At 66.5% G+C, this 13567-nt stretch carries 9 protein-coding genes and 1 riboswitch; of the genes, 3 read left to right on the top strand and 6 right to left on the bottom strand.

Annotated features, from left to right (window positions below):
- Window positions 1-233 precede the first annotated feature (233 nt).
- Entirely contained in the window at window positions 234-761 is a 528-nt protein-coding gene (locus RRU_RS16615) for a DUF2478 domain-containing protein (RefSeq protein ID WP_011390969.1), read from the top strand.
- 164 nt (window positions 762-925) lie between these two features.
- Window positions 926-2875, top strand: coding sequence for a TonB-dependent receptor plug domain-containing protein (locus RRU_RS16610; RefSeq protein WP_237703785.1), 1950 nt, complete (start codon window positions 926-928; stop codon window positions 2873-2875).
- A gap of 29 nt (window positions 2876-2904) precedes the next feature.
- On the opposite strand, the gene RRU_RS16605 is transcribed toward RRU_RS16610, so the two are convergent.
- From RRU_RS16605 to RRU_RS16585, 5 genes are all read right to left on the bottom strand, one after another.
- Window positions 2905-3969, bottom strand: a complete 1065-nt coding sequence (locus RRU_RS16605) for an iron ABC transporter substrate-binding protein (RefSeq protein WP_011390967.1) — start codon at window positions 3967-3969, stop codon at window positions 2905-2907.
- A 174-nt stretch (window positions 3970-4143) separates the two neighbouring features.
- Window positions 4144-4455: a hypothetical protein gene (locus tag RRU_RS16600; RefSeq protein WP_011390966.1), complete on the bottom strand. Its 312-nt coding sequence runs from the start codon at window positions 4453-4455 to the stop codon at window positions 4144-4146.
- A 282-nt stretch (window positions 4456-4737) separates the two neighbouring features.
- A complete protein-coding gene (locus RRU_RS16595; protein ID WP_014626539.1) occupies window positions 4738-5217 on the bottom strand; it encodes a hypothetical protein in 480 nt (159 codons plus the stop codon).
- 115 nt (window positions 5218-5332) lie between these two features.
- Window positions 5333-8329 (bottom strand): hypothetical protein, encoded by a 2997-nt coding sequence (locus RRU_RS16590; RefSeq protein ID WP_014626538.1) that lies wholly within the window; start codon window positions 8327-8329, stop codon window positions 5333-5335.
- A 484-nt stretch (window positions 8330-8813) separates the two neighbouring features.
- Window positions 8814-9215, bottom strand: coding sequence for a bactofilin family protein (locus RRU_RS16585; RefSeq protein WP_011390963.1), 402 nt, complete (start codon window positions 9213-9215; stop codon window positions 8814-8816).
- 399 nt (window positions 9216-9614) lie between these two features.
- A riboswitch (SAM riboswitch) is annotated at window positions 9615-9691 on the top strand.
- A gap of 56 nt (window positions 9692-9747) precedes the next feature.
- Between RRU_RS16585 and metZ the strand changes: the two genes are divergently transcribed.
- On the top strand, window positions 9748-10989 hold the full coding sequence (gene metZ, locus RRU_RS16580; RefSeq protein WP_011390962.1) for an O-succinylhomoserine sulfhydrylase: 1242 nt from the start codon (window positions 9748-9750) through the stop codon (window positions 10987-10989).
- Window positions 10990-11027: 38 nt separating this feature from the next.
- Here the strand turns inward: metZ and RRU_RS16575 are convergent, their stop codons facing one another.
- Window positions 11028-13295, bottom strand: coding sequence for a PAS domain-containing sensor histidine kinase (locus RRU_RS16575; RefSeq protein WP_014626536.1), 2268 nt, complete (start codon window positions 13293-13295; stop codon window positions 11028-11030).
- Between the last annotated feature and the right edge of the window lie 272 nt (window positions 13296-13567).

Here is a 13567-nt window from a genome sequence, read left to right as displayed (position 1 = left end):
AAACTCCCGGCGGCGGACCTCGATCAGTGGATTCGGCGGATTAGAGCGGCGATCACGGGGAAACCCCCTCTTGCCTTTTCCACTCGCCGCTCTGGAGGCTCTCTTAACCATTGGACTGAATCGGTTGACGCTGTATAGGATCGTGCATAAGAGACTGAAGTCAAGGAACCTGTGACTTCGCCAGATCGGGCCGGGTGAGCGCCCGGATCGGCGATCGGATAAGAGGGCGCGCGATGGATGACGAGGGCCTGCCCCGCTTCGCCGGGGTGGTTTACGATCAGGAAGAGGGCATCGACGCCCTGGTGGGTGATTTCGTCGAAGGTCTTCTGGCCCGCAAGCTGCGCGTCGGCGGCCTGCTGCAGGGCCGCGAGCCTGATGCGGAGGGCGTGACCCGCACCGTTGTGCGGGTGATCGGCAAGGCGCGGCGGATCGTCATCTCGCAAAACCTCGGGCGCCACTCCACCGCCTGCTCCATCGATTCGGCCGCCATCGCCGAGGCCGCCGTCGCCCTGCGCCAAGCCCTTGAGGAGCGCCCGGCGCTGATCGTTGGCAATCGCTTCGGCCATCTGGAGCTGGAAGGGGCGGGCATGTCCGAGGAGATGCTCGATATCCTGGCTTCGGGAACCCCCTTCCTGATCCCGGTGGCCCGTCGCTTCGAAGAGGGCTGGCGGCGCTTTACCGGCGATATGGGCGATCTCCTAGACCCCCGGCCCGCCGCCCTGACCGCATGGTTCGAAGCGCTGGCGCCGGTCACCGCCTGACCCGTCACGTCCGCGCGCCTTTCCCGTTCCGTCTTCCCGCCGTTTTTCATTCCGTCTCCCCCCTTTTCCAATCTCCCCCCCCAGACTCGCGGCCCCCGACGGGGCCGTTTATCCAGCGCTATATACGTTCATGCCTATGGAGGGTAACCATGAAGGGTATTGCCATGTCCCTGTTGGCGGTCGGAACCGTCGTGGCCGGGGGGGCTTCGCCAAGTGAGGCATCGGTTTTTGAATTGGGCGAGATCCTGGTCTCCGCCCCCGGGGAGCGCGGCGAGGCGGCCAGCGATACGGTGCGGGGCGAGGAGATGCGCGCCCACGACGCCCAGACGGTCAGTCAGGCGATCGATCGCGTTCCCGGGGTGACGCTGTCGCGCGGCGGCGCCCGTAACGAGGAAATGGTCAGCGTGCGCGGTTTCACGCTGCGTCAGGTTCCGGTTCTGATCGATGGCATTCCGGTTTACGTGCCCTATGACGGCAATGTCGATCTGGGGCGCTTCACCACCTTCGATTTGTCGAAGATCGAGGTCGCCAAGGATGGCGGCTCGGTGCTGACCGGCCCCAATGCCCTGGGCGGGGTGATCAATCTGGTGACCCGCAAGCCGACCAAGGCCCTGGAAGGCGAGCTTGAAAGCGGGGTGCGCTTTGGCGACGGCGGCTATAACGGCGCCTATTCGGCCTTCTCGGCGGGCAGTCGCCAGGATCTGGGCTGGGTCCAGGGCAGCGGCAGTTGGTCGAAGCTGGAAGGATTCAGCTTGGCCGATGGGGTGAGCGGGCGCGACGAGAACGGCGGGTATCGCGGCAATTCCGCCGCCGAGGATGTCAAGCTCAACCTCAAGGCGGCGATCACCCCGCGCGACGATGACGAATACGCGCTCAACCTCATCTACCAGCACGGCGAAAAGGGCAATCCGCCCTATATGGGCGATGACCGCAGCGTCACCTCGCGCTATTGGCAATGGCCGAAGTGGGATAAGCGCAGCCTTTATTGGCTGTCGCGGACGGGGCTTTCCGAAAGCTGGTCGCTCAAGACCCGGGCCTATTATGACTCGTTCGTCAACCGGCTGAAGGCCTTCGACGATAAGGATTACGACACCCAGGCCCGGGCATCGTCGTTCACCAGCTATTACGATGACTACTCGGTCGGCGGGTCGAGCGAGGTTGGCGGCGATCTGGCCGAATGGAGCACGCTGAAGCTGGCGGCCCATTTCAAGCAGGACGTTCACCGCGAGCACAACGCCGGCGAGCCGACCCGCACCGATATCGATAACACTTGGTCGTTTGGCGCCGAGCACACCGCCCATGTCACCCGGGATCTCGATCTCATCACCGGCCTCAGCTACGACTGGCGCGATACCCAGAAGGCCGAGGATTACCAAAACAAGGCCATCACGGATTTCCCGCTGACCAGCAGCGACGCCGTCAACTGGCAGATCAAGGGTGTCTATCGCTATAGCGACACCGGCGCCCTGCACGCCTCGATGGCCTATAAAAGCCGCTTCCCGACGCTGAAGGACCGCTATTCCTATCGGATGGGCCGAGGCTTGCCCAATGCGTCGCTGGAGGCCGAGCGCGCCGCCACCTATGAACTGGGGGTCGAGCAGACGCTGTTTGGCAACACGCGGATCGATGCCTCGGTCTTTCACAGCGCGATTTCCGACGCCATCGAATCGGTCGCCCTGACCCGCAATGTCAGCCAGATGCAAAACGTTGGCGACGCCATTCATCAGGGTCTGGAACTGGGCATCCAGACCACCGTGCTGCCGCGCACCGAGCTTGGCGTCTCGTATACGCTGCTCAATGCCCAGAACGAGAAATCGGCGATCCACGTCACCGACGCGCCGCGTCACAAGGGCGTGATCTATGGCGCCTATGCGCTGACCGACGCCCTGTCGGTGCGACCGAGCGTGACCCTGGCCTCGGAACGCTATTCCGATACCGCTGGAACCAAGGTCGATGGGTACGTCATCTCCGACCTCGCGGTACGCTACGACGTCACTGAGGCGATCAGCCTGGAAGCCGGGGTCAACAACATCCTTGATACCCGCTACGAGCTCAGCGAGGGCTACCCGGAAGAGGGGCGCAATTACTTCCTCAAGGGCAAAGTGACGTTCTGACGCTTGCCCAAGGCCGGTGGGGGCTTCCCCTACCGGTCTTCGCCGGCCAGGGCGGCGGCCTGGGGCAGGCTGAGCGTGACCTGATAGAAGCGGGCGAAGAAATCGCGGACGACCGGGGCCAGGGGCTCGGGAAAAGCCTCGGGATAGAGCAGCTTGGCCAGCCAGCGCAGGCCGAGCAGGCGGTTGATCGCCGGCGGATAGTCGACCCAGCCGAAGGGCAGGGCGGGCACCTTGTAAAGCCGCCCGGCGCGCACGGCGGGCAGGCTTTGCCACCGGGGCTCGCCGCGCAGGGCGTCCAGGAACGATTGATCGGTGGCCAGGATCACCTCGGGCCGGGCGACCACCAGGCTTTCGGGCGAAATCGTCACCAACCCCCGGCCGCCGGCGGCGACCACATTGCGCGCCCCCAGCAGGTCGATGACTTCGGTGGTGATCGCCCCCGAGGCCGCCGATTCCATCCCCTTGGCCCCCCGGCCGTAATAGACGGCGATGGCCGGGCGGTCGGCCGGGGTTGGAAGGCGCCGCGTGATCTCGGCCCGTTCGGCGTTTGCCCAGGCGGCCAGTTCGGCGGCCCGTTGCGGCCGGCCAAGCAGATCGCCCAGGCGGGCATAGGTCTGGCTCACCCGGTCAAGCCCGCCGTCGATCAGGGCATAGGCGATGCCGGTCTGCCCCTGCACGCGCTCGGCGACCGAGCGGTAGGAGGGATCGAGCGAGCCGACATCAAGGATCAGATCGGGGCGCAGGCTGGCCAGGGCTTCAAGATTGACCGTGCCGCCGCGCAGCGCCACCCGGCCGCGCACCGGCAGATCGGCGTAGGGCGGGGCGATCAGGGCCCGCTGGTCGGCCGACAGGGCATCGGGCCAGCCGGCCATCAGATCGGGCGCCAGGGTGTAAAGCCAGACGGCGGCGACCGGCCCGGCGGGCAGAACCGAGCCGAGGGCGGCCGGCAGGGAAAGGCTGCGATCGGCATCGTCGCGAAATAGCCGGCCCTCAGTCGCCCGCGCGGGGCGCGTCCAGCCCGCCCGTGTCAGGGCGCTTGCGATCCCCCCGAGGCCGAGCCCGGCAAGAACGTCGCGGCGTGACGGAGTGTCCACCCTGATCCCCTCTTATCCCCAGTAATGTCCGCAAAGACTTATATCCGATTGGGAATAGCGGGGATAGGGTTAGGGCGGCGTGCCCGAAATTCGCTTCAGGCGCGCCGCTCTCCTCTAGGGATAGCCAAGCAAATCACCGTCGCGCCCTGGTTCGGAACGCTCGGGATCCGCTCTCTAGCGCGAGTCGCTCTCGGCCATCTCGGGCCAGGATTCGGTCAGGGCCAACAGGCTGTCGCCCGAGCGACGCAATCCTTCGGTGTCGATGGTTTCAAGGGCCGCCTGATAGCGTCTGAGACCATCGCCACAGGTGGTGACCGAGCGTTCCAGCTTCTGGCAATTGTCGCGGAAACCGCGCAAGGCTTCCGCTTGGCGGTCAAGCGCCGCGACCAGCCCGTCAAGCGCCCGGCTTAGACGTTCCTGAGCGCCGCTGAGCAGCAGGTTATCGTTCGCCGGCATCAATGCCGACGGGGCCTCCAAGATCACCATGGTCCCGTCTCCACCCGGCCGGTCGTTCCGTCAAGAAGCGCGGGAGGGCTTCAGGAGCATCCGGCAACAGCCTCAAACTCTATACGTAGGTCTGTATGGGCGATCTTCAATCGAGAGGGGATTATCTTGAGCGGGAATAAGGGGCCCGCCGGCTTGCCAGCGGGTGGGCAAGGCTGAGGGGCAAAAGGCGGAAAGGTCGAAAACCGTCAAGGTTTTCCGACTGTTGGGCGAAAGCGCGCGGCGCTTGGCGCTTTTTGGGAGAAGCGGATTTTTTCGCGCCGCCTATTCGGCGGCGAGAACGATCGCCAAAGGATGGGCGGGGCCGCAGGGCAGGGGGGCCCGGGTGGTGCGCAGGTGGCTTGCCCGCACCAGATCGGCCAGGGTGCGGCGCAGCAGGGCCTCGCCGCGCGGCGAAAGGCGGCGGCCAAGGCGGGCGACCGCCGGACTTTCAACCAACCCCTCGGCCACCGCGCCCTCGAGAACCCGGGCCAGCAGCAGTTCATCCTTGCGGAAAAGCGGCGTGCCGGGGGGGGAAAGATCAAGGGGCGACTGGCCGTGAACCGTCAGAACGGCCAGCAGGCTTTCCAAAGGACCCAAGGCCGCCGCCAAGCCGCTGGCGCAGACCTGACGGGCCACCGCCGGGGTGAAGCCGCCGGGAAGGCCGGGGCGGCGGGCCCAGCCGCGCGCCGCTTCCACCAGGATACCACCCGGGCCCGCCGGCGCGGCGCCGCTAATGACCCGCAAAGTGCCGTGGCGATCCATCTGGTATCCCCTTATGTCCATCAAAAGAGGAGGGGATTATATCGAGACTGATAATCGTTCGCAACGCTATTTTCGATGAAACGCGCCGGCCCCGTCGTGTCGCGCGCCGGCCGGGTTATTCCAGCCGGCCCAGCGCCTTGGCCAGCACCATATAGACCTTGCCGAGATCAGAGCCGATGAACAGGGCGGTCAGCACGTCGGCGCGCGGCGATTTGCGGGTGGTTTCCAAAAGGGATTCATATTCGCTGACATAGGACGACACGTAGTCGCGGAAGCTTTTGTCCTTGGTGGTGGCAAGGCGGATGGCTTCGGCATGGGCGGGGGTGATGGCGCGGGCGAGGTGGCGCAGGAAAACCCCCTGGTCGCCCTTGTGATAGCGCCGCCACAGGTCTTCCTCGCGCGCCGGAGCGAACAGCCGGGTGATGTCCACGGCCAGGGAATCGAGCTTCTCGATGACATAGGTCGAGGAGTTGAGGAAGCTTTCGATATCGAGATCGTCCTCGAGGGATTTCATCTCGCGCAGCCGTTTTTCGGCTTCGTGGGAGGCGGCGATCAGCCCTTCGGTTTGCTTGACGAAGGCGCCCGAGGTTTTGTGGGTGGCCTCGGCGAGAACCCGTCCGGCCGAGGTCAGGGTTTCCGTATCGCGGCGCAGGCCGGCCAGCGCCTCGCGGAAGGGGGCGATGGCGCCTTCGGCCGCCGCCTTGCCGTCATTGGCCAGGGCGTCGGTATCGCTGCGCAGGGTGGCGAGCGCCTCACGGAAGGGGGTGACGATGACCTCGACCGCATTGCCGCCCAACAGGCCGAGTTGTTCGGTTTCGCCGCGCAGCGAGGCCAGGGCCGAGCGATAGGGACCAAGGGCGTTTTCGGCGGCATTGGCGGCGACGCTGCTCAATTGTTCGGTCTCCCGGCGCAGCGCCGAAAGGGAGTCGCGGATCGGTCGCAGGGCGGCCTTCGAACCGTCGGAAACATCGCCGACCTCGCGGCGGAATTCCGAGGCGGCGGCGCGCACCGCGCCGGTCACCCGCTCGGCGTTGGTCGAGACTTCCTGAACCACCTCGCCCAGGCGGTCGGCGGCCTGGGTGACCAGGGCGACGCCCCGGGCGGCGCGCTCGTCGAAATCGCCACCGGCCCGGCCCATGGCCTCGGACAGGGCGACGATGCGCCGCGCCGCCGTTTCGGCCGATTTTCCCATCTCGGAGGTTTGGCGTCCGAGGTCGGAGAGGGCGGTTTCCAATCCCTGGCGCGAGGAGGCAAGGACGCGATCGAGCGCCCCGGCCTGGATGTTGAACTTCTCGGCGGCGACGCTCAGCGTCTTTTCGACGGTTAGCCCGGCTTCGGACACCGCCGAGGCGCGGCCGCGCATGGCGCCATCGGCCTCGGCGATCGCCTTGCCGGCGATGGCGGCCGCGTCCTTGACCAGACTGGCCTGTTCGACCAGGGTGACGCCGGCGTTGCGCAGGCTGTCGACCGTGCCCTTGCCGGCCTGTCCCAGTTCCGTGGCGTTGCGGCGCAGGGTGCTGGCGGCGGCTTCAAGATCGACGGTCACCCGGGTCGCCGTCTGCGCCAATTCGCCGCCGCTGGTATGGACCAAGCCGGACACGTCTTTCAGGGCGCTGACCACGCCTTCGGCGGTGGCGTTGAGGTCGCGGGCCTGTTTGCCCATCGCCGCCGAGGCCAGATCGATATGGCTGCGGACCGAGGTCAGCACGCCCATCAGGTCGTCGGTCTGGCCCTTGAGGCCGCTGCGGATGGACTCGGTCTGGGTGGCGGTCTGACCGGCCAGACGGTCGAGGGTTTCGGCATGGCCGATCACCAACTCGGCCACGCCCTTGCTCTTTTCCTGGACCTTGCCCATGGCCAGCCCCATGGCCTTCAAGGCGTTGCCGGCGGTTTCGGCCGCGCCGTCCATGCCGCGCGAGGCCTCTTCGCCGGCGGTGGCCAGATCGCGCGAACGCTGGGTGAAGGCGTCGGTCGTTTCGTCGAGCCGGCCTAGAACCTCTTCGACGATTCCGGTCAATTCCTCGGTGCGTTTGCTAAGCAGGCCATCGACCGCCTTGAGGCGGCCGAGCGCCGCGTCGCTGGTTTCGGCGAGATTGCGGCCCTGTAAGGTCAGCGTCTCGTCGACCAGCCGCACCCGGCTGACCATGCTTTCGGTGACCTGGGCCAAAGTCGCCGACTGCTTGCCGAGGGTTTCGGCGATCCGCGCCGCCTCATCGGACAATTGTTCGCTGGCCCGGGCCAGAGCCCGGTTCTGATCGCCATAGAGGATCTTCAAGGTGTCGGCCCGGCGTTCGATCGATCCGGCGACCCCTTCGGAGTCGTCAAGCATGCGTTCGATCGACTGGCCAAGGCCGGCCAGCATCCGCGTCTGTTCGGCCGAGCGCTGGATCAGGGTGTCGAGATGCACAAGGTCGTCGGTCAGGGCGTCGCGAAAGGCGCGGGCCTCGTCGCCGGTCTTGCGCACGGTCTGGGTGAACTGCCCCTGCAAACGGTCGAGCAGGGTTTCCAACTCGCGGCCCTGGTCGCCGGCCTTGGTATAGGCGAGCGTCAGCCCCTCGATCCGGCGGTCGAGGCCGCTGGAGAGCTGGGTGGCGTCGGCGGCGATGCGGGCGGCCGTGCTTTCCATGGCCTCGGTCTCGCGGCGCAGATCGTCGCGCATCGCCAATCCGCGGGCGACGGCGGTGCGCGAGGCCTCGTTCAGGGCCGTCGCCTGGGCGACCAGGGCCTGGGTGATCTGGCCGACGCGATCGACCGCCGCGTCATCGGGATAGGCAAGCTGCTCGAGGTAGTGGCGCAGGATTTCCGCTTCCTCGCCGAACTTGGCGGCGCGGTCGTGAAAGGCGACGGCCAGCCACAGCAGCAGGATCGGCACCAGCGCGCCCGAGACCATGCCGCCGATTTCCAGCGGCTGGTACAGCAAGATGTTTTCGATGCCGACGGTCGCCCCGACGTAAACGGCAAAGACACCAAGCCAGAAGACGGTGCCCAGCCCGGCCACCCAGATCAGCGTGCTGCCCAGGCGGTGTTTGCGCCGCAGGCGTTCGCTGCGCGGGCGGCGCGCCCCCCGCTCGCCACGGCCGGCGCGCTCGCCGCGCTCCGTTGTCGCCGGCAAGGTGAAAGACCGCTCGGTGTTCTCGGCGGTCCCGTCGCCGTCGTCGGTCCCGCCGGCGGTTGGCAGAATGCCCAGGGGCAGGGGGGGGTGGGCCGACCGCTCCGCCGCCGTTCCGCCCTTTGGGTCTCCGGACGTTCCGCCCCTTAAGTCTCCGGGCGTCCCGCCCCGTGGGCCTCCAGGCGCCTCGTCCGCCGACTTGGCGGGGGGCTTGGGGGACTCGACGATCGGCGTCCCGCCCGGTGGATCCTGGGGGGGAGTATCGGTGCCGGCAAGGGGCTGGGAGGTCTGGGTAGAATCACTCATGGGTTGGGAACGCGGCTATCAGGCTGGGGGCCGCGAACGGCGGCCGTCGTTGGACGGAGCAAGGACATGCCATCGCGACTCGCGGGATCAAACCCACGTCGCACCGAATCCTAGCCTGTTTTCGGGGCTGCGAAAAGCCGCGCCGCCCGTGTCAGCCGCGAATGGTCGGTCTGGGCGGGCGTCAGGCGGCCGGAAACGCCTCGACGACCGAAGAGCGGGAGGCGGGCGAGCCCCGGCGGCTCTCTTCGGCGTTATCCGCGGCGAAGGCGCGCTGGGCGCCGCGGGCATGAACCCGCGCGCTCACCCGGGCATCGCCCTTGACGCCAAGAAGCGTCGTCCAGACATCGCCGCTGATTTGCGAGCCCGACTCGAGGGTCAGCCGTTCGGCATGGACGACGCCATCGATGGCGCCGCCGCCGATCACGGAAATCTGTCCGCAGGTGACTTCACCTTCGATGCGGCCGCCGACATGCAGGTCGCCCGCGCAGCTGATCTTGCCGCGGACCACCAGATCGGGGGCGATGTAGGACGGCCTAGCCTCTTTTGGTTCGGCGGCCGCTCCTTGGACCGGTTGTGTACTCATGGGCTCTCCCGCCGCTATTCCTGAAAGGCTCCGGTCACGCCGTGTCGGGGACGTTCCGCCCCGTATCAGGCCGCTTTCCGGGTCTTTCCGTTCCGAATCGTCGCCCCAAGGCGACGGGTCTTTGAACCGCGGGGTGACGGTATACGCTTTAGTCTCGGTTCGACCAGGATTTTTATCGATCCTTTTCCCGCCTCACTCACGGAACGCCAGGGTTTCCCTTTGAAGTTCAGGTCTCTGCCCGCTTCCTTGAGGCAAGCGGCATCGGGGCATCGCTTTGCCTTCGTAACAAAACCGTCCTCCATGCCCCCGCCTGTCCGGTGCGGTGGCGGCGGCGACTCGCTTGTCTGGCTTTGGGCGAACGGGATCTTGACGATGGGCGGAAAGCGGCGCTAGGGTCGGCCCCAGATTCGTGGGGATTTGAGACCGGCTTGCGCCCACGTTAAACAAACAGCTAAAAGGGTCGTGTGACGAAAGTCCCGGCCTCGGATCGCCGGGCTTTTTTCTTTTGGACGTCACACGAAGGAGGGCCCCTATGCCCCGTGAAAGCGATTTTTCCCCCGCCCAGTCTCCGTCTCTTGAAGCGCCCACCGGCCCTGCGACTTGGCGGGCCGATACGTTACTGGTGCGCGGCGGGTTGGCTCGGACTGGTTTGAATGAAACCAGCGAAGCGCTGTTTCTCAATTCCGGCTATGTCTATCCCAATGCCGAGGAGGCCGAGGCGGCTTTCGACGGCACGCTCGAACGCTATGTCTATTCGCGCTTCCGCAATCCGACGATCAGCGTTTTCGAAGAGCGACTCGCCGCCCTGGAAGGGGCGCCGGTTTGCAAGGCCACGGCCAGCGGCATGGCCGCCGTCACCTCGGCCCTGCTCTGTCAGGTGCGGGCGGGCGATCGGGTGGTGGCGGCGCGCGATCTGTTTGGCTCGTGCTCCTGGGTGATCGGCGATCTGCTGGCCCAATACGGAGTCAGCGCCGAATTCGTCGATACCGAGAACCTTGACGCCTGGGCCCAGGCCCTGGCCAAGCCGACCCGGGCGGTTTTCCTGGAAACCCCGTCCAATCCGACGCTGCGCATCGTCGATCTCAAGGGGGTTTGCGACCTCGCCCATGCCGCTGGGGCGACGGTGGTGGTCGATAACGCCTTCGCCACGCCGCTTTTGCAGCGGCCGCGCGACTTCGGCGCCGATGTCGTCGTCCATTCGGCGACCAAATGGATCGACGGCCAGGGCCGCTGCCTGGGCGGCGCCGTCCTCTGCGACGAGGCGTTCAACGAGACCTATCTCGGGCCGTTCCTGCGCCATACCGGTCCCTGCCTCGCCCCGTTCAACGCCTGGGTCATGCTCAAGGGCCTGGAAACCCTGTCGCTGCGCATCAACCGCCACAGCGCGACGGCTTTGACCCTGGCCGGGCTGATCGAAGGCCACCCCGCGGTCGCCCGCGCCCTTTATCCCGGGTTGGCCAGCCATCCGCGCCATGCCTTGGCGCAAAGCCAGATGAAGGCCGGCGGCGGCGTCATCGCCCTGTCGCTGAAGGGCGGACGGGCCAGCGCCTATCGCTTCCTCAACGCGCTGTCGATCGTCGATATCTCGAATAATCTGGGCGACGCCAAATCGCTGGCCTGCCATCCGTGGACGACCACCCACCAGCGCCTGAGCCCGGAAGAAAAACTGATCCAGGGCATCGATGAAGGGCTGATCCGCTTTTCCGTCGGCTTGGAAGACCCCGAGGATCTGGCCGCCGACATCGGCGCCGCCCTCGACGCCGCCGGCGGTTGACGATACGGCCGTCCGATCCGCGCGGGGCGGTGGACCTTTTAGGATTCCACCGCTCCGGCGGGCAGGCGCACGGTGATGCGGGTGCCCGCGCCCGGCGTGCTGTCGACTCGGAGCGTCCCGCCGTGCAGTTCGACGAAGGCTTTTGACAGCGGCAGTCCCAGGCCGGTCCCCTCGTAGCGCCGGGCCAGTTGGCCATCGATCTGACGGAAGGGCTCAAGGGCGAGCGGGATATCCTCGGGCGCCATGCCGATCCCCGAATCGCTGACCTCGATCACCATCTGGCCTTTGTCCTCATCGCCCCTGGCCGACAGGGCGATCTCGCCGCCGGCCGGGGTGAATTTGATGGCGTTGCCCAGAAGGTTGATCAGAACCTGCTTGAGCCGGCGGGCCTCGCCAAGCAGGGGCGGCAGCGCCGGATCAAGGGTGATCTTCAGGCGGACGCCGGCGGCCTCGGCCCTCTGGTTGACCAGCCGGTGCACCGAGGCGACGATCTCGGCGAAATCAAGCGGTTCGGGAAACAGCGTCGCCCGCCCGGCCTCGATGCGGCTGACATCGAGGATATCGTTGATCACGTCGAGCAGATGGCGCCCCGAATCGCGGATGCTGGCGGCATAGTCCAGGTATTGCGTCGCGCCCAGCGGTCCGAACATCTCGCTGTGAAGGACCTCCGAGAAGCCGATGATGGCGTTGAGCGGCGTGCGCAGCTCGTGGCTCATATTGGTCAGGAATTCGCTTTTGGCCCGATTGGCGAATTCGGCGGCCTCCTTGGCCTCGCGCAGGCGATCCTCGCCGCGGCGGCTGTCGGTGATGTCGCCGACCGCGCCCGACAGGCGATAGATCTGGCCATCGGGGCGGCGCAGCGCGGTGGCCCGGTGGCGCAGCCAGCGTTCCTCGGCTCCCGCCCGTCCGGCCAGACGGAAATCGCACGAAAAGAATGAACTCTCGCCGCGCAGCAGGGCGTCCATCCGCGTCAAGTAATCCTTGCGATGGTCGGGATGGATCAGCGCGATCCAGCTCGCCGAGCGGTCCAGATCCTTGGGATCAAGGCCGACGATGGCGGTGATGCGGTCGGAATAGGTGATGGTGTCGCTGTCGATGTCCCAATCGACGATGGCCTCATGGGTGCCGGCGATGGCCAGGGCGTAGCGTTCCTCGTTTTCGCGCAGCTGGCGATCGGCTTCCTTGCGGGCGCTGATGTCGCGCACCAGGCCGGTGAAGATGCGCCGGTCGTCCAGCCGCAATTCGCTGATCGCCAGTTCGACGGGAAGCAGCGAGCCGTCGCGGCGCAGGGCCAGTTCCTCGCGGCCCCGGCCGATGATGCCGGCCTGGCCGGTTTGCAGATAGCGCCGCAGGGAGCGGTCGTGGCGGCCGCTCTCGCCGCCCGGGATCAGCCGGTTGATCGACGCGCCCACCACCTCTTCGGCCCGATAGCCGAAAAGCCGTTCGGCGGCGGGATTGAACGATTCGATAATGCCGTTTTCATCGATGACGACGATGCCGTCGACGACGGTCTTCATGATGCCGTCAAGGCGCTGTTCGCGCTGGCGCACCTGTTCGGAGGCCTTGCGGGTCTCGGTGATGTCGGTCAGCAGGCCGACCCGTCCGCCCTCGGGGGTAAGGGATTCGGAAACCCGAACCCAGCGGCCCCGGCCGTTCTCGAAGTCCCAGGCGCCGCGCGGCAGATGGTGGCGGGCCATGCACAGGCTCAGCCAGCGGGTGCGGTGGCGCGTGGCGGCGGGGATGGCGCCGTTGTCACAGGCGGCGGCCATCATCGCGCCATAGGTCGTGCCCGGCTCGAGGGGGGGCAAGCCCGGCAGCAGATGGGCGAGCTTGGCGTTGCGCAGCACCACCGTGTCGCTGGCGTCGCACAGATAGAACCCCTGGTCGATCGACTCGAGGGCGCGTTCCAGGCGGCTTTCGGCCTCGCGGATGCGGCGGTTGCTCTCGGCGATCCGTGCGGCCCCGGCTTTTGACGCGGTGATATCGCGGAGAACGCAAAACAGGGCGCCGTCCTTCAGGCGGTGACCATGGACCAGACCCCATCGATCCCGGCCCAGGCGGATCTCGGTGGGCGTTCCCAGCAGGGCTCCTTCCAGGCGCTCCGCGGCGTCGTCCTCGGTCCCTCGCCCGTCGTCGTCGGGGCCGGAGTCGGCCCGATTCTCCTCCCCGGTGTCCGGCGCGACCAAATCGCGCAGGATTTCGACCATCCTTTGGCCTGGGGCGGGACGCCCGCCGGCGGTTTCGACAAGGCTGGCGAAAGGCCGGTTGAAACGGATCAGACGATGATCGGGACCATAGAGGGCCACCCCCTCGTCCAGGTGGTCGAATATATCTATTAGTCGCGAGTCCAATCCTGGTCCGTCTATCGCCGACACGGCAGTCCCATGGGTTTCATCCGAAGGGTTGGAGGGAGTCCTCTCTCGCCTGATTCGGGAATTTCACTGATATGACTTTCTCAAGACAGGATTTTAACAGACTCTTCGGTCATTGACGGTGTTTTTAAGAAAAAGAAACCAACCAAGGATGGGTATACCCAAGCGAATAGGTTGACCTAGCTCTGCCGCCGACAGAAGATGAT

Source organism: Rhodospirillum rubrum ATCC 11170 (assembly GCF_000013085.1).
Lineage (GTDB): Bacteria > Pseudomonadota > Alphaproteobacteria > Rhodospirillales > Rhodospirillaceae > Rhodospirillum > Rhodospirillum rubrum.
Note: the sequence above shows the minus strand (reverse complement) of the source record. Positions and strands in the feature narration are given on the sequence as shown.